The organism is Corynebacterium sp. ES2715-CONJ3, from assembly GCF_024814365.1.
Lineage (GTDB): Bacteria > Actinomycetota > Actinomycetes > Mycobacteriales > Mycobacteriaceae > Corynebacterium.
Window position 1 is genome coordinate 66,652 of sequence record NZ_JANUXS010000006.1, and the last position, 17,412, is coordinate 84,063.

The 17,412-nt window shown below is 54.3% G+C and carries 16 protein-coding genes; 13 read left to right on the forward strand and 3 right to left on the reverse strand.

All coding sequences use genetic code 11. From position 1 onward, the window contains the following. The first annotated feature begins 31 nt into the window (after positions 1-31). The 8 genes from NXT00_RS08035 to NXT00_RS08070 all read left to right on the forward strand — a co-directional run bounded on the left by NXT00_RS08035 (position 32) and on the right by NXT00_RS08070 (position 7,242). A complete protein-coding gene (locus tag NXT00_RS08035) occupies positions 32-2,092 on the forward strand; it encodes a M3 family metallopeptidase (protein WP_259079859.1) in 2,061 nt (686 codons plus the stop codon). 4 nt (positions 2,093-2,096) lie between these two features. Continuing rightward, the gene (locus NXT00_RS08040) at positions 2,097-2,303 is read left to right on the forward strand and encodes a hypothetical protein (protein WP_259079861.1); all 207 of its coding nucleotides are present in this window, start codon (positions 2,097-2,099) and stop codon (positions 2,301-2,303) included. Positions 2,304-2,561: 258 nt separating this feature from the next. Then, positions 2,562-3,344 carry a glycosyltransferase family 2 protein gene (locus NXT00_RS08045; protein ID WP_259079863.1) on the forward strand — a complete coding sequence of 261 codons (783 nt, stop codon included), beginning with the start codon at positions 2,562-2,564 and terminating at the stop codon, positions 3,342-3,344. Continuing rightward, the gene (locus tag NXT00_RS08050) at positions 3,344-4,243 is read left to right on the forward strand and encodes a phytoene/squalene synthase family protein (protein WP_259079865.1); all 900 of its coding nucleotides are present in this window, start codon (positions 3,344-3,346) and stop codon (positions 4,241-4,243) included. Before NXT00_RS08045 ends, NXT00_RS08050 begins: the two co-directional genes overlap by 1 nt. Beyond that, positions 4,240-5,796 (forward strand): phytoene desaturase family protein, encoded by a 1,557-nt coding sequence (gene crtI / locus NXT00_RS08055; RefSeq protein WP_259079872.1) that lies wholly within the window; start codon positions 4,240-4,242, stop codon positions 5,794-5,796. The genes NXT00_RS08050 and crtI overlap by 4 nt, the downstream gene beginning before the upstream one ends. Continuing rightward, positions 5,793-6,122, forward strand: coding sequence for a lycopene cyclase domain-containing protein (locus NXT00_RS08060; protein WP_259079874.1), 330 nt, complete (start codon positions 5,793-5,795; stop codon positions 6,120-6,122). Before crtI ends, NXT00_RS08060 begins: the two co-directional genes overlap by 4 nt. Next, positions 6,119-6,388: a lycopene cyclase domain-containing protein gene (locus tag NXT00_RS08065; RefSeq protein WP_259079876.1), complete on the forward strand. Its 270-nt coding sequence runs from the start codon at positions 6,119-6,121 to the stop codon at positions 6,386-6,388. Before NXT00_RS08060 ends, NXT00_RS08065 begins: the two co-directional genes overlap by 4 nt. Next, positions 6,385-7,242, forward strand: coding sequence for a prenyltransferase (locus NXT00_RS08070; protein WP_259079883.1), 858 nt, complete (start codon positions 6,385-6,387; stop codon positions 7,240-7,242). The genes NXT00_RS08065 and NXT00_RS08070 overlap by 4 nt, the downstream gene beginning before the upstream one ends. Here the strand turns inward: NXT00_RS08070 and NXT00_RS08075 are convergent. The 3 genes from NXT00_RS08075 to NXT00_RS08085 form a co-directional block, all read right to left on the reverse strand. After that, a complete protein-coding gene (locus NXT00_RS08075; protein WP_259079885.1) occupies positions 7,239-7,988 on the reverse strand; it encodes an ABC transporter permease in 750 nt (249 codons plus the stop codon). The genes NXT00_RS08070 and NXT00_RS08075 overlap by 4 nt on opposite strands. Positions 7,989-8,002: 14 nt before the next feature. Next, a complete protein-coding gene (locus NXT00_RS08080; RefSeq protein WP_259158683.1) occupies positions 8,003-8,884 on the reverse strand; it encodes an ABC transporter ATP-binding protein in 882 nt (293 codons plus the stop codon). Between the two features lie 146 nt (positions 8,885-9,030). Further along, a complete protein-coding gene (locus tag NXT00_RS08085) occupies positions 9,031-11,154 on the reverse strand; it encodes a 4-alpha-glucanotransferase (RefSeq protein ID WP_259080022.1) in 2,124 nt (707 codons plus the stop codon). 170 nt (positions 11,155-11,324) lie between these two features. On the opposite strand from NXT00_RS08085, the gene NXT00_RS08090 reads away from it, so the two are divergent. From NXT00_RS08090 to NXT00_RS08110, 5 genes are all read left to right on the forward strand, one after another. Then, positions 11,325-13,163, forward strand: coding sequence for a long-chain fatty acid--CoA ligase (locus NXT00_RS08090; protein ID WP_259079888.1), 1,839 nt, complete (start codon positions 11,325-11,327; stop codon positions 13,161-13,163). 158 nt (positions 13,164-13,321) lie between these two features. Next, complete coding sequence (locus NXT00_RS08095) at positions 13,322-13,996, forward strand: hypothetical protein (protein ID WP_259079890.1); 675 nt, start codon at positions 13,322-13,324, stop codon at positions 13,994-13,996. 6 nt (positions 13,997-14,002) lie between these two features. Continuing rightward, a complete protein-coding gene (gene hemW, locus NXT00_RS08100; protein ID WP_259079901.1) occupies positions 14,003-15,127 on the forward strand; it encodes a radical SAM family heme chaperone HemW in 1,125 nt (374 codons plus the stop codon). A gap of 4 nt (positions 15,128-15,131) precedes the next feature. Continuing rightward, entirely contained in the window at positions 15,132-16,127 is a 996-nt protein-coding gene (gene hrcA / locus NXT00_RS08105; protein ID WP_259079902.1) for a heat-inducible transcriptional repressor HrcA, read from the forward strand. A 362-nt stretch (positions 16,128-16,489) separates the two neighbouring features. Further along, positions 16,490-17,404: a hypothetical protein gene (locus NXT00_RS08110; protein WP_259079904.1), complete on the forward strand. Its 915-nt coding sequence runs from the start codon at positions 16,490-16,492 to the stop codon at positions 17,402-17,404. Positions 17,405-17,412 lie beyond the last annotated feature (8 nt).

Here is a 17,412-nt window from a genome sequence, read left to right on the forward strand (position 1 = left end):
CCTTAGATTTTAGCAGCTAGCATAGGTAGCCATGAGCGAATATAACCCCCTTTTAGTCCCCTCCACGTTGCCCTACCAACTTCCGCCCTTCGCGGACATCAAAACTGAGCATTTCCAGCCAGCATTCGCAGCGGCCATAGCCGAGCACGACGCTGAGATCACCGCGATTGCCACCAACGAAGATCCAGCAACATGGGACAATACTGTAGAAGCTTGGGAAAAATCCGGTCGCAATCTCGAGCGCGTAGCCGCGGTCTTCTTCAATCTTCTTGGCACCGATTCGACTACCGAGTTAGAAGATATTGCGGCCACCGTCGCCCCGCAGTTAGCAGCCCATACTGATGCTATTTTCCTCAATGCTCAGCTCTATCAGCGGCTTAAGGATGTGCAAGTTCCCGTTGCCCCTGAATCTCAAAGACTTTTTGACCACCTGATGCGGCAATTTACAAGGAGGGGGATCAATCTCAGCGCGGATAAGCAGCAGCGGTTAAAGGAGATCAACGCGCAGCTCTCTTCGCTATCCGAGCGCTTTAATTCCGAGCTTCGGAAATCCACTACTCAGGATGCGCCTACTTTTGACCGGGAAGACCTCCGTGGGCTCGATGAGGCTACTATTCAGTCAGCCCGCCATTATGCTCAGGATCTAGGGCGCGAAGGCTATGTCTTGCCACTCGAGCTTCCAACCGCACAATCGGCTTTAAGTCATCTAGAAAGCCCCACGGTTCGGGCCACTCTCTATGAAGCATCCAAGAACCGGGGTGCGAGCAATGCTGAGACCGTTATCAAAACGGTGCAGCTGCGCGCTGAGAGAGCTGCTTTATTGGGCTATGACAATCACGCCGAGTACGTGATCGCAGAGGAAACCGCCCCTGATAGTCATGCAGCCTCGCAACTGCTATCAGATTTGGCACCCGCTGCCGCCACAAATGCTCGCAATGAATTCAAATTACTCCATGAGGCCGCTGATCTGGACAGCGAATCAGACCACGGTGCGACTATCGGGGCAGCAGACTGGCCTTACTGGGAAACTTATATACGCCACCGCGACTACCACCTCGATGAAACCGAACTGAAGAAATACTTCCCGCTCAGTCGGGTTGTTAACGATGGCCTCTTCTATGCAGCTTCTAGGCTCTATGGCATCACTGTACAGCCACGCCCCGATTTGGTGGCCTACCACCCGGATGTGAAGATTTATGAGATCCTGGAAGAAAATGGGGAAGGGATCGGGCTAGTGCTCACGGACTATTTCGCCCGCCCATCCAAGCGTGGAGGAGCCTGGATGAGCTCATTTGTGGATCAGTCCGAGCTACTGGGGGATAAACCGGTCGTGGTCAACGTGCTCAATATTAATAAGCCCGTCGATGGCTCCGATCCGCTGCTGAGTCTCGATGAAGTCACCACACTCTTCCACGAATTCGGCCACGGTCTGCATGGACTGTTTTCCCAGGTGAAATATCCCACCTTTTCGGGTACCCGGGTGCCTCGAGATTATGTGGAATTCCCCTCCCAGATCAACGAGAATTGGGCCTTTGATGACGCTATCCTCTCCCACTACGCCTTCCATATTGACACAGGAGAGCCACTTCCCACCCAGATGCGAGAGGCCATGACAAAGGCCCAGCAATTCGGTCAAGGTTGTGCAACCTCTGAGTACCTCGCCTCCGCAATCATCGACCTCGCATGGCACAGCCTCTCTCCGGACGAAGCACACAAACTGCGCCCTGAAGATATAGCCGAGTTCGAGCGCCAAGCTCTTGCGAAGGCGGGGCTTGAGGTGGCCCATCTAGCCCCGCGCTATGGGAGTCTTTATTTTGCGCATATTTTTGCTGGCGGTTACTCAGCGGGCTACTACTCGTATTTATGGGCAGAGGTTCTCGACGCCGATGGATTTGATTGGTTTACCGAATGTCACGCTGCGGGAGCACACGCTGGCGATGCAGCGGCTCGGCAGGCAGGTCAAAAATTCCGTGACCTCGTTCTCTCCCGGGGTGGAGCCGATGATTACCACGAAGCTTTTATCAAGCTGCGCGGCCGAGAAAAAGATATCACTCCGTTGCTGCGCCGTCGTGGACTAGCGGGTAGCTTATAAAATTATGGATGCCTTCACCCAATTCCTCACCACCACCAATTTCTGGTTGCAGGTTGTTGTGGTGTTTGTTGTGGTGGTCCCCCTCGGCGCTATGATCGCTGTGGTGTGGCTGCGGGTGGTGGATATTTCAGGGTCACTGTGGCTGCGCATAGTGGCGTGGGTGAAGAATGCCCGTGTGAAAACCGTGAATACTGGGGATGAAAGGAACTAATGGCTAACCCCGAAGAACTCCGGAAAAAAGATCAAAACCTCCCTAAACGGAGGCGTAGCTATCCACGTTCGCGAGTCACCCAGGCACTGTATCTGTTGCTAGCGGTCGTTGTTATCGCGTGGATAATAAGCCAATATTCTTAAAAAGGAAGCCCCCGCAACTGAGGGGTGTCGATTAAGATAGAAGGACGCAGCCACCACCGTCGCCATGCCACTCGAGCCCGAGTCAAGCAGAGGCAGTCTGGAGAAACCCCACTTGATGCATTCTCGACGCATATCCATGATCATCCCCTGCCTCAATGATGCCCCCCTGTTAGCGCGGCTGCTGGAAAGCCTGAGCGACCAGACTATTCCTGCAGATGAAGTCATTGTGATTGATAATGGGTCGGAAGATCATTCCGCCGAGGTGGCAGAAAAATTTGGGGCGCGAGTAGTCAGCGAACCACACCGCGGAATAACTCGAGCGGTGTGGGCCGGTTTCGAGGCGAGCACGGGCGATATTATGGTGCGCACAGACGCCGATGCAGTTCTGCCCCGTGACTATATTGCAAAGCTGCACACCACCTTTGATCGCGCCGATAAAAATCCTGGTCTGCGCGTGGTAGGGATCACAGGCAATGCACGATTCCAATTACCATCCCCCTGGTCTCGTATCGCAAGCAAGCTCTATGTGGGTAGTTATCTCTCCACCACAGCTTCCGCATTAGGGCACTACCCGTTCTACGGAACCAATTTTGCCATTCGGCGCAGCTGGTGGGAAGAGGTGCGGGATCAGGTCGATTTCACTGATACTTTCGTCCACGAAGATTTGAATCTCTCCTTCGCGGTGCGCCCCCATGAGACCGTCTGGTACCAGGATGATCTCCTCGTTGAGATGGATCCCAGAGCGCTTTTCGGAGCGCGGCAGCTCTTTATTCGCTTCACACGAGGTTTCTACACCATGTTTAAGAATTTCCGTACCCAACCTCCACCACTGCGTTTGAGCCACCGCGGTGTGCTGGGTTCCACCATGCAAAAACTAGTCAGTGGGAGGGAAAAATAATGCGACTTCGCCCAAGCCTTAGCTACTTAGAGCGCTACGATAACGCCTCCTCTGCCGCTAGTCGGGAGATTATCAGTTCGTATTCCACCAGTTTTTCTTTGGCAACGAAACTTCTGGCACCCCGCGTACGACGCGATATCGCCCACCTTTATGCCATGGTGCGCATTGCCGACGAAATCGTCGATGGGACCGCCGGCGAGGCTCAGCTCAGCACAGCCGACGTAAGTGCGGAATTAGACGCCTATGAACAGCGGGTTTTACTAGCTCCCAGGCAGCGTTTCCATACTGATCCGGTGCTGCATGCCTACGGTCAAAGCGCTAGACGCTGCGGCTTTAAGGAAGAATATATCCGGGCCTTTTTCGCCTCGATGCGCCGCGATTTACATCAAACAACATACGATGCTTTAGATTTCGCCGCTTATGTCTACGGCTCAGCTGAAGTCATCGGACTATTATGTTTGCAAGCCTTTATCGTCGATATCCCTATCACAACCCAAGAAAGAGAGCTCATGGAGGAGGGGGCAAGAGCCTTGGGAGCAGCATTCCAAAAGATCAACTTCCTCCGCGATCTATCGGAAGACTCCCACGCTCTCGGTCGCCGATACTTCCCCCAGCTTGCAGAACGCGAACTGAACGATGCAACTAAAAAAGAGCTCATCGACGATATCCGCCATGACCTCCGTCTCGCCCGAACTGTTATTCCCCATTTGCCCTATTCCTCTCGCATGGGGGTGATCGCAGCTACTGATTTCTTTGCGGAGTTAACCAGGTTGCTCGATCAGACACCAACCTCGGATATCTATTCCCGGCGAGTCAGTGTGAGCTCGATCACGAAAACTAAAATCTTTGTGCGCGCAATCCAGCGCGCATTTACCACTACATCAAAGGATAGGATATGAAAGTTCTCATCATCGGCTCCGGTTTTGCGGGCCTCGCCACCGCCGCACTACTGGCCAAAGCGGGTATGCAGGTGGAAGTGATAGAAAAAAACAGCGGCATCGGAGGTCGCTCCGGTGAAATCACCGACCAGGGGTTCCGGTGGGATACTGGCCCGTCCTGGTATCTCATGCCCGATGCCTTTGATCATTTCTTCGAGCTCATGGGTACCAGCACCGGGCAGGAACTCGATCTTGTGGATCTCGAGCCCGGCTACCGCCTGTTCCCAGAAGGGCGCCCGCCCCTTGATATTCCCTCCAACCGCGCCGCCGCCATCGAATTATTTGAGAGTATCGAAGAAGGGGCCGGTGAAGCCCTCGAACTCTACCTTGATAGCGCCAAAGATGCCTACGATCTATCCATCGAGCGCTTCTTATATACAACATTTTCCTCCATCAACCCCTTTATCCACCACACGGTTCGCCAACGCCTCGGGCGCCTGGCGACATTGCTGTATAAGTCATTAGCGGATTTCGTCGATGAACGCTTCAGCGATACGAGGCTGCGCCAGGTCCTTAAATACCCAGCAGTCTTTTTATCCGCCCGCCCAGAGACGACACCCGCGCTCTATCACCTCATGAGCTATACCGATCTGGACTTGGGAGTAAAATACCCGCAAGGTGGCTTCATGGCAGTGGCGAAAGCCATCCACCGCCTCGCCGAGCACCACGGTGCAATATTCCGCTTTAATACCTCCGTCGTTGCTATTACCACCGAGAATAAAAAAGCCACCGGCTTGCGGGTTCGCAACGAAGACGGTGACCTCGAAGAACTCCCCGCCGATATCGTGGTGTCTTCCGCCGATTTACACCACACCGAAACCCGGCTACTTCCCACCGAGCTGCGCACCTATAGCGATGCCTACTTTGGTAAGAAAAATCCAGGCATTGGCACCGTGTTGCTCCTTCTTGGCGTGCGCGGCCGGCTGCCCGAATTAGATCACCATAATCTGCTGTTCAGCAGGGACTGGTCCCACGATTTCGATGCTGTTTTCTCTGGCCCCAGTGATCAGCGTCCCCTCGAAGCATCCCGCTCGATCTATATATCTATGCCGTCGAAGACAGACCCTGAGGTCGCCCCCGAGGACCACGAAAACCTCTTCGTTCTCATCCCGGCCCCGGCGCGCACCACCTTCGGCTATGGGGATGCTTACCGCGAGCAGGCAGACCCCGCGATTAGTGCAATTGCCGACGCCGCCATCGAGCAAATCGCTGCATGGACCAAGGTCCCAGATCTCGCCGAGCGCATTGTGGTGCGCAAGAGCCTAGGACCGAGCGATTTTGCCGAGCACTTCCATGCCTGGCGGGGCGGATCGATCGGTCCGGCGCATACTTTGAGCCAGTCCGCTTTCTTTAGGGGCAAAAATAAGTCCTCGAAAGTCGCAGACCTCTACTATGCTGGTGCTACCACGCTGCCAGGTGTTGGGGTTCCCATGTGCCTAATCTCTGCAGAGAACGTACTTAAGCGCATCAACGGCGACACTTCTCCTGGTCCTTTAGATACGGTGGGTTCATGACGGGTCTGGTCTATCTGCTGATCCTGCTCGGTTCACTAAGCGCTATGGTGGCCTGCGACTACCGCTATCGATTAGCATTCTTTCTCAACGCCCGTCACGCCGGGATCATCATTGCCCTGCTCGTGCTGATCTTTTTAATCTGGGACGGGCTAGGAATTATTACTGGAACATTCTTTCGCGGGGGATCGCCGTATATGACGGGGATTCTTCTCGCTCCTGAACTTCCTCTCGAGGAGCCAATCTTTCTGATATTTCTGTCCTATCTGACCATCAACCTCACCACAGCTGTGAGGCGATTGAGCCGCGCACAGGAGGTTCGGCAGTGATCTATACCCTGATTAGTGTGCCCTTTGTGCTCGGGGCTGGGGTAATGTGGTGGCGATCTGAGCACCGCAATATTAAAGAACTGGGCATCGTGACTGCGTTGTTGCTCATTCTCACCGCTATTTTTGACAACCTTATGATTTGGGCGAAGCTCGTCGCTTACGGCCAGGATCAGCGCCTTGGACTACACCTCGGACTTGTTCCCGTTGAAGATTTCTTCTATCCCATCGTAGCCGCCCTCTTTATTGCCGCCTGGTGGAAGCCATGACTACTTGTGTAAATATCCTTAAAGCCTCTCGGCCTATTAGCTGGGTTAATACGGCCTTTCCTTTCGGATTAGCCTATCTCTTAGCTGGCGGTCAGGTTGACCTGCTCTTTTTCGGTGGGGTTTTCTTTTTCCTCATTCCCTACAATATTGCGATGTACGGCATCAATGATGTCTTTGATTACGAATCCGATATACGCAACCCACGCAAGGGTGGGGTAGAGGGCGCCATCTTGGCGCGGTCTATGCACAAGCCACTGCTTATCGCCTCCGTGGTGAGTACGGTACCCTTCCTCATCTGGTTCTTCCTTGTGGGTACATTCACCAGTGGAGCGTGGTTGGCTCTCTCTGTGGGTGCCGTGGTGGCATATTCTGCACCTCCGATGCGCTTCAAAGAGCGTCCGGTGCTAGATTCGATTACGTCCTCGGCGCACTTTACTACTCCCGCACTGGTGGGGTTGACCATTGAGCACCCGGATTTTCCGCCCACGTATTGGCTACCTATCCTCTCCTTCTTCTTCTGGGGGATGGCTAGCCATGCTTTAGGGGCAGTCCAAGATGTGAAGGCGGATCGAGAGGGGAATCTGCACTCGATCGCAACCGCACTAGGGCCTAGATTGACCACAAGATTAGCGGGTCTATTCTACCTCGTGGCTGCAGTGATGCTCTTCGCCCTGCCCTTCCCGGGTTGGCTCATTGGGGTGTGCGGTCTGGGATATGTGGCCAATACGGCACGGTTTTTCTTTATCACCGACGAGACCTGTGAGGAGGTCAATAAGGCGTGGCGGGTATTTCTCGTGATGAATTATTTCACCGGGATGATCGTTACCTTCGCCGTGATTTCGCTCTATTACTAAGCCCGGTTTTTATCCCGCGTTGCTGCGTAAATACAACCAGTGACTAAGATCGTGGTCCAGATCCCGAAATTGGCGAAGGCAAGGGCCAAAGAGGTGGTCATCAGCCCAGCATCTTGGGTGAATTGAGAGCCTTCTGCCACGAAATACCGGGCTAATACCCCGCTGCCAAACATCGGGGTCCACTCCCCCCACCGCACAATTGCCTCCGGCATGGGCATAAAGAGATTGCCTAGAAAAGCCAGCAGCACGATCGAGGTTGTGGCGATAGTAATCGAGGTGGAGGAGGGGAGGAAGCTGGCCCATAAGAGCCCATAAAAGCCGAAGGGGACAGCGACCGCGACGGTGACGAAAAAAGTGAGTATCCACTCATCCATTCGTGCGCCCAGCATATAGCCAGTCGCAAGAACGGCCGCCACGGGTAGCATCGTAAAAGCGAAAATCGTACAGATTTGGGCAGCGATATAATGCCGTAACCGCAAGGGCGTGGTAGCCATCATGCGACCCCACCCACTGTTTTGGTCAACCACCGCGCTGCCAGCGGTATTGACTGCCGCCACTACCCCTCCATAAAGGGCGAGACCGATGAGAATATAGGCTTCTACATTCCCACCTTTAAGCGTTACCCCCTGATAGTCCTGGGCGGCACCGAAAATAATATACAAGGCCACGGGCAGACCCGAGGTGAGGATGACATTAGTGGTGTCTTTAAAAGGACGCTTAATGGATAACAGATAATAATCGAGCACAGGCGGCCTTCTTTCTAGTTCTTCTCTAAGGCAAAGAGCTCGTCCAAGCTCATGGCACTAATGCGAAGATTCTGAGTACCGTTCAAAGATAAGAGCGCCTTGGCGAGATAATCAGAATCGCGTGTTAAGAAGTGGTGGGTGTGCCCATGACGACTGTACCCAGAGCTGAGATCAATAATATGCGGGGGAATATCACCCGGGTAGTCCACATCGATACTGATTTCACCTTGGGCTTGGAGAATCTCCTGTGGAGTCCCAGAGGCGATAACGCGGCCTCGTTTAAGGATAATAAGCCGGTGGGCGAAGTCTTCGGCTTCCTTTAAATAGTGAGTGGAAAAGAGTACCGTTTTGCCGCGCGCGGCGAAGCGTTCGAGAGCATCCCATAATTTTTGTCGGGCACTCGGGTCCATCGCCGTGGTGGGTTCGTCCAGGAGCAGGAGGTGTGGATCGCCGAGGAGAGCAATGGCGAGTTTGACACGCTGCTGCTCTCCGCCAGAGCAGGCGGCAACCTTGCGTGATGCCAGCTCGTTGAGTTCGCAGATCTCGAGAATTTCCTCTAAGGGGAGATGCTGGCTATAGGTTGCCTGCACCATTCTTAAAGTTTCACTAACGGTGAGGATAGGCAATAGACTGCCGTTTTGGAGCATGGCGCCTACCAGTCCGCGAGCAATAGCCTGGCGGGGTTTGAGTCCATAGACTTCTATGCTGCCCGCGGTAGGGGAGGTCAATCCTACGATGAGATCGATCAGGGTTGTTTTGCCGGCTCCGTTATGGCCGAGGAGGCCAACGACCTCGCCTTCTTGGACATCAAAGGAAATACCGCGCACGGCATGAATAGAGCCCCTGCGGAAGCTTTTTGCTAGACCGCGGGCGCTCAGGGCTGGAGCTGGAGTCATGGAAATCTGTGCCTTCTTGTTCACTACTTGAAGAGACATACATTTCTGCGATGACACTTCGTACTCCATTTATTCTACGCAGATGAGGCCGCATACGTCAGCGAGAATTAAAAAATGCAGGCCCGAAAGCCTGCATCAGAAGCGCATTAGGGTCGCGCGGAGGCGGCCGCAATATGCTGGAAACTCGAGCTCGAATACAGATCCTCGATCAGCACTGCCTTGCCCTCATGATCGGTAAGTGGCACACACCAGTTCGGGTAAAGATCCTTCGTGGTACCTGGCTGATTCTGCACGCGCCGATCGCCAACCATATCTACCAAAGCTGTGCAGGTCAGCGCGGATGGGGTGTGGGCGATAAAGCGGTGTAGAGCTGCGACGAGAGTTTCGGTATCGCCGCGCTCATCGCGGGCTACGCCGTGGAAGTTTTCCACTGAGTTATCCTCGCCCTCGAAACCGCCCTGCTCCTTGACCCGGTTGAGTACTTCAGCCTGCCAATTCAGATCTTCGGCAATTTCCTGGTCTGCATCAGTAATCAGCAAGCCGAGCTGCTCGCGCAAAGTGATATGGCGACCTTCCAAATACCCGCAGGTAGGAGGAAGATCATGGGTAGTCACCGAGCTTAGTGCAGCCTGACGGTACTCGCCTTGATAGCGTGGCCCTCCCTGAGATGGCGAGGATTCAAACCACAAGACGGAGGTGCCCATAATGCCGTAGTCGGCGAGAGCCTGTTGTACCCATGGTTCGAAAGTGCCGAGATCTTCGCCAATGACTACAGCTCCTGCGCGCTCAGCCTCGAGAGCCAGAATGCCGACGAGAGCGCGGTAATCATAGTTCACATAGGTGCCAGTGGATGGGTCTTGTAAGCGCGGAATCCAGAAGAGCCTAAATAAGCCCAGCACGTGGTCAACGCGAATGCCGCCAGAATTGCGCAATACTGTGCGCAGCATATCGCGCCATGGCTTGTATCCAGCAGCAGCGAGTTTCTCCGGATGCCACGGAGGCTGCGACCAGTCCTGGCCTTGCTGGTTATACGCATCCGGTGGGGCGCCGACGCTGGCGTCGGGGGCCAAATATTCGGCGAGGTTTTCTGCATCGGATCCACCTGGGTGTACGCCCACCGCAAGATCGGCCATGATGCCAATCTTCATACCGGCATCGCGCAATGCCTGCTGGGCGGCAGCGAGTTGGCTATCGCAGATCCATTGCAGCCACATATAAAATTCCACAGCATTTGCGTTATCCATGGCGTGGCCGCCGGCGAGTTTAGCTTCCTGTTTGGCACACCACGATGCAAAGCGTGCGAGACCTTCGCCTTCGCGGGCAATATATGCCTGGAATTCAGCTTCCCGTTTCTTATTTCGCCCGGCATTGAAGACCTCATGAAGTACCTGTAACTTCGCCGCATAAATGGGGTTGCGGTCAATGATGGAGGCATCACGATTCTGGGATTGGAATTCCTCAGCAATATCAGCAATATCTTCCAAAATATCGCTATCAAGGAGATCAATCTCGGGGATATCTTCGATGCGTATATAAATCGGATTGGTAAAACGACGTGAGGTAGGCAGGTAGGGGGAATCCTCCACTGGGGGTAGCGGCTCCCCAGCGTGCATCGGATTGACCAGGAGGAAGTCGCCTGCCTTCTGCTCGGCGATAAAAGCACCTAAGGTGGCAAGATCGTGAAAATCGCCGATGCCCCAGCTGTCTTCGCTGCGCACCGAGTACATTTGTGCCATCACTCCATGCACCGGCCGGTCGATATACGTAGCGGTGGTAGACAGTCGCGCAGGGGTCACTATCAAAGGACAGGTCTCACGTATCCCTGTAGAGGTCAGCGTAATGGTGTGCCAGCCTTGCGGGAGTCCGGCTGGGATCTCGAAAGTTGCCTCCCCCCATGTAACACCGGCAATCGTGCGAGCTGGAGTCCAGTTCTCTACCTGATCGGCCTTAGCTAAGCTACCATCTTCGAGCGTGATGGAAATATCTGCGGGCGCACCATCATGGACGTGCACATGCAGGTAATAGTTGGCTTCATCGATCATGACCACACTGCGCGGCAGCGGTCTTGAGAATTCGCCGTCGTGTCGCTCTTGGAGCTTGCGGTGAATCTCCTCCTCGGAAGGGTGATCGCTGATATCAACCTCTAAGGCTTTCAGCGTCTTGATTAAGGTGTCGTCAGACACTTCGATGGGCTGTCCACCGAATCCGGTGTAGCCCGTTGATATTGCGTATGCAGCGGCTAATTCGCGCAAAGATTCTTGATAACCCACAGTTGCCCATTGTGCCACCACCGTGAGTGAACGTGGGAATTTTTCAGCCTAAATGTGATGAATATGATGATCTCTTAAGTTACGCGTGGCACGGGCTTCCTGGGCAGGCGGGGGTATAGTGCTAGGTCGAAGATGCACCTCGGAGAGAAGATGGAGATGAAAGACACGTTATGCAGTTAGTGACTACCGAAGCTGAGTACACGATAGGCAAGCACGATACATGTCTGACTGCCCTGATGGCTACCGCTAAAGCCCGCCCGTATGGGGTGATGTTTACCAGGCCTAAGAATTTCGAGTGGGTCAATGTCTCCGCTAAGGAATTCATCGACGAGGTTTTCGAAGTAGCCAAAGGCTTTGTAGCCAACGGGGTGCAGCAGGGCGATCGCATTGCATTGCTCTCTGAGACTCGCTACGAGTGGTCGCTCCTCGATTTTGCCATCTGGGCGGCGGGAGCGGTGAGTGTGCCCATTTATGGTTCCTCCTCGATCAGTCAAGTGCAGTGGATTATTGAAGATTCGGGTGCGGTTTTCGCCGTGACCGAGACACGTGAGCATACCGAGCTCATGAAGAACCTCGTCCTCGACGAGTCGGGCACACCGCCACTTCTTCGGTCCACCTCGCAATTGCGCCGGGTACTCGAGATTAATGCCTCCGCTATTTCAACGTTAAAATTTGAGGGCCGCGATATACCCGATGAGGATATTTCCTCCCGCATCGCTGCAACTAAGAGCTCCGATCTCGCGTCGCTGGTCTACACGTCCGGTACGACAGGGCGGCCGAAGGGATGCCGGTTAACACATAAAAACTGGCTTGCCGAAGCGTGGGGATTATTAACCAACAAAATTGGCAGCATTGCTGCTCCGGGAACTCAGGTGCTTACCTTCCTCCCGCTCGCGCACGTTTTCAGCCGATCTGTATCACTTGCGGTGGCAATCAGTGGCGCCACGCAATCGCACTGGTCAGATTTCTCCACTCTCGGCGTGCAATTCCAACGCTCTCGCCCCAATCTTATCTTGGGGGTCCCTCGAGTTTTTGAAAAGGTGCGCAACTCCGCAGCGGCTAATGCCGCGGAGGGGGGACCGGTGAAGGCGGCGCTATTTGCGCGTGCAGAAAGAGTTGCGATCGAATATTCCAAAGCACTCGACGATCCTGAGGGGCCATCTCGGGTATTAAAGATTAAACATGCAGGCTTTGATAAATTGATCTATGCGAAGATTCGCCAAGCCATGGGTGATTCAGTGAAATATGCCATCTCCGGCGGCAGTGCGATGGATCCAGAATTGATGCACTTCTTCCGCGGGATAGGAGCCCGCATCTACGAGGGTTATGGCCTCACTGAAACGGCCGCTGCCGTAACAGTGGACTTCGAGAATCAAAGGATTGGTACCGTTGGCCCACCCATCGGCGGAATGAGTGTCCGCATCGCCGAAGACTCTGAGATTCTCATCCAAGGTCCCACTGTGTTTGATGGTTACTGGAATAACCCCGAAGCCACCGACAAAGTCTTTGACGAAGAGGGATGGTTCCACACAGAAGACCTTGGCGAGTTGAGCCCCGAAGGTCACCTCATTATTACTGGGCGGCAAAAGGATCTCATTGTCACTGCCGGCGGCAAGAATGTTTATCCCGGCCCCATGGAAGACTCGCTACGATCTCATCCGTTGATCTCTCAAGCCATGGTGGTTGGTGACGGCAAACCCTTCGTGGGCCTATTGGTCACACTCGATGAAGAGGCCATGAAACGGTGGAAATTGAATATGAATATTCCGGAATCGCGCAGTATCGCCGATCTCGCTACCAACCCTATGCTGCGGGCTGAAATACAGGATGCCGTCAATCAGGCCAATGCGAGTGTTTCGCATGCGGAAGCGATCAAAAAATTCTATATTTTAGATCGCGATCTCACCGAGGGTGATGATGAACTCACCCCCACCATGAAGGTAAAGCGCGCCGTGGTACAGCGCCGCTACGCAGCCGAGATTGAGCACCTCTACCAGCGCAATCAGTAATCTTCCAGGGTGCGCTTGAGTAGCGAAGAAGAAATTATAAAGGGGGCACGGCGAGCCGTGCCCCCTTTGCTTGTCAGATGTTTTAGAGTGATCGAAGCGAGGGCGACAACCTAGGAGTGCCGCCTACAGGTCTCGACAAAAAAAGGGGGTGTAAACGGGTGCTACATGTTTTCGATGCAACCGTTCGACACCTGCAACTAACTCAGGAAATCTTTAATATCGGCGATGAAGTTGCCACCTATATCGAAAACTTGGCCGAAGCCATCGCCGATTGGGATGCCGAATTGGTTGAGGATTGCCTCGAAGAATTTTCCCTGATTGTCGAAGACGCTCGCGATGATTCTCGGCGCGTGATGGCCGAGCTGATCGGCTTGCGTCAGGCCCTAACCTCTGGTCTTGCCTCTGGAACAGTATCTATGGCTGCGCCGCGATTAAAAGAGACGGATCGGCCCGTGATCGTCAATAGCGCTAGTCTCAGAGAACGTTTTCCGCTCCGGCAATCGCCGGTGAGTGTTCAAGAACTGAGCATAGCCTTGCGGGCTCGCACTGAATTCATAGGCGAATATTTAGACCATATTGTGCAGTGGGAACTCAAAGAAACGGAACGCGCGGCTCGCGACGTTGACAGCCTTAGTCTGCCGCTGCTGTATGCCCGCACCTTTGAAGCAGTCACAGCGGCCAGCGATGCCTGGTTGCAGACGGTAGCAACCGAACACCCACGTTTTACCGCTGGGCTGCGCGGATCTCACCCACCGGCTTTCTTGAGTGAGCGGGCGCGTATCGATGCTGTGGTGGCTCGGGTCAAAGCCAAAAAACACAACAAAGTATCCTAGGTTCAGATGTTCGGCGTATATATCCACGTCCCCTTTTGTCAATCCCGGTGTGGTTACTGCGATTTCAACACCTACGTCCCAGGCGAATTAGGTGCGTTTTCACCCGCTACATACCTTGACGCCCTGGAGCGCGAGCTTCAGCTCATGGTTCAAAGCTACGATATAGGTCCAGCACATACCGTTTTTATTGGTGGGGGAACCCCATCAGTTCTCGGGGCTAAGGGGCTGAGCCGAATCCTCGATGCGATTAGATCTACGTGCGGAATCGCCCGTGGTGCGGAAATAACTACGGAATCCAATCCCGAGTCAACCTCACCCGAGTTCTTTGACTCTCTGCTGAAGGCGGGGTTCACCCGACTCAGTCTCGGCATGCAATCTGCGAGCCCTAGGGTTCTTAAAGTTCTTGAGCGCCAACACACCCCCGGGCGCGCCTTCGAGGCGGTGCGGGAGGCTCAGCGGGCGGGCATTAACCATATCAATCTGGACATGATCTATGGCACCCCCACTGAACGCGACTCAGATATACGCGCCACCCTCGAGCAGATCCTTGCTTTAGATATCGACCATATCTCGGCCTATTCCCTAATTGTCGAGGACGGCACGAGGATGGCCCGGAAAATTAGAAACGGCCATATTCCCGCACCAGATGAAGATATTTACGCTGACCGCTTTGAGATGATCGATCGTGCCTTACAGGCCGCAGGCTTTGATTGGTACGAGGTCTCTAACTGGGCAAAAAAGGGCGGGCAGTGCCACCATAATCTAGGTTATTGGCGCAATCACGACTGGTGGGGAGCAGGGCCAGGGGCTCACTCGCATCTAGACGGCACACGCTTTTATAACGTTAAACACCCCGCGCGGTATGCGCAGATGATCAATGCAGGTCAGTTGCCTATCGCAGAACGCGAGGTGCTGAGCACTCAAGAGCGCCACGAAGAGCAAGTCATGTTGGGGCTTCGGCTTAAGGAAGGTTTGGGAAAAGAGCATTTCAACGAGCTGGAGGTGCAGGTGATTCAGCGGTTCGCCGAACGCGGCCTCCTGACGGTGGGGCAGCGCGTCGCGGTCAGTGATAGGGGGCGACTACTTGCCGACGGAATGATTGCAGATATCCTAGTAGCAGGAGAAAGGTAGGGATATGAGCACACTGAAGCGTCGGCAAGAAGTGTTGCGTGCAATCGTCGCCGATTATATTCGCTCCCAAGAACCTGTTGGGTCGCAAGCCTTACTCGATCGCCATCAACTCAACGTGTCCTCCGCGACCATCCGCAATGATATGGCCGCACTAGAGGCAGAAGGCTATATCGCGCAGCAACATAAGAGTTCAGGCAGAATTCCGACGCATAAAGGCTACCGGCTTTTTGTCGACTCACTGCACGAGGTAAAACCCCTGAATCCCGCGGAGCGTCGGGCAATCTCGAGCTTCCTCGAAGGGGCCATCGACCTTGAAGAGGTGCTCAAGCGCTCGGTCCACCTGCTCGCGCAGCTCACGCATCAGGTGGCAGTGGTGCAAATGCCGACTTTAAAAGCGGCGCGCGTTAAGCACCTCGAATTGGTGACTCTCAATCCCACCAGGCTGCTCTTAGTGCTGATCACCGATACCGGTCGCGTAGAGCAGCGCATTGTCGACCTCGACGCCGCTATCGACGAGGATCAAGTAGCGCGCCTGAAATATCTGATTAATAGTGCCTTGGACGGTGTCTTCTTATCCGAGGCCGCCCTAGCGCTCAGCGGGCTGATGGCCCGTGCTGAAGCAGATTTAAGCCCGCACCTCATCAGCTGTGTGAGTGCGTTGGTCGATACTTTTATCGAGCACCCTAGTGATCGCCTCATCTTGGCTGGAACCCCGCACCTGCAGCGTTTCTCCGCTGATTTCCCCCGTGTTCTGGAGGCACTCGAGGAGCAAGTCGTGGTGCTGGAACTTTTAGCGAATGTGCAAGATCTCGGGACAACGAGCGTGATGATTGGCGAGGAAACCCGTGACGATAAGATGCGCGAAGCATCTGTGGTGGCCACCAGCTATGGGGTGGGCGGTCTGGGGGTTGTAGGGCCCACCCACATGGACTACCCAGCAACAATGGCCAAGGTGCAGGCGGTAGCGCACTATGTCTCTAAAGCTGTGATCAATTACTAGAAGAAGAAAAATCTAAGGGACCTAGAGCGAGAGGATCGATTACGCTTGAGCTTGCTAGCTTAAGCGCTATCGATATGAGAGCGGCCCTGCGTCGGAAAACTTATTGTTAGAGACCTGAGAATTTTCGCCCATACTCGACGCGGCGCAGTCCAAAGCCTTAAGAATCATCAGCCAACGATGGTTAATACCTATAAGGGATGATGACAGCGGGCAGTAGATTCGATTTTTATCTCCAGTATGGCCAAAAATGCTCCGAAAATAAGGGTTGAGCTTTCGTTTTGCAAGGGAAAATGGTGGGAGCTATATTTTTCTGGACATATTTACCAATCTCTAGTGCCCACGACAGGAAAGGTCATCTCATCATGAAGCCTCGTATCTTCGCTGGTTCGCGATCCATCACCCGGTTTGGAGCTGCCGGCCTCCTCGCGGTTCTTACCGCTGGCCTCATCGCCCCTGTGTCCCAAGCCCAAACCCAGCCTCCACAGGGAGTTGAATTTCCGTGGCGCACAGTCGCTTGCGATCATGTCTCCACCCATCCTGAGGTCACCGTGTCATGGCAGGATCGCGATGCGCGCGCTGGCGATACAATTTCCTACGAACTGGGAATCCGTAATAATGGCTTCTCTCGTGGGCCGTTCTATGTCGGTGTCACAGCTGATCCCTTCCTCAATTTCCACACCAACAGTGATAACCTCTTCCTGTTGTACCTACCTTGGCACGTCAAGGATGGACGGCGAGATCCGGTAGTCGAGAACGGATCATCGATCTATCTCACTTATACTCGCACGCTGACTCACGAAGATATCGCCGCTGGCACCGCACACCTAGAAGTGTCTGCACCGATTAGCGAGGGCCCCTCGGCTGAACCCATCTGCTCGGCGATCTTCACTCTCGACACTCCATTGATATCGAAGCGCCATGCACCCAGCTCCACACCGCGTCCTCATGCACCCAGCTCCACACCGCGTCCTCATGCACCCAGCTCCACACCGCGTCCTCATGCACCCAGCTCGACGCCACGTCCTCATTCTCCCAGTAGCACCCAAGAGAAGCCCGCTGTAGAAAAGCCACGGCCTATCCCTACCGCTACCAAAAACCAGCCTCAACCTTCTCAGCCTTCGCAACCTGCTCAGCCACTTCCTCCGGCAGACCAAGACTCCCCTCAGCAGTCCACCGGAAGTAGCCGCGGCGCCATCATTGGCTCAGTGATCGCAGCACTCATTTCGATTGTGGGAATCTTTGGTGGGCTATTCAATCACTTCCTCCTCGGCCGGTAGTATGAGTT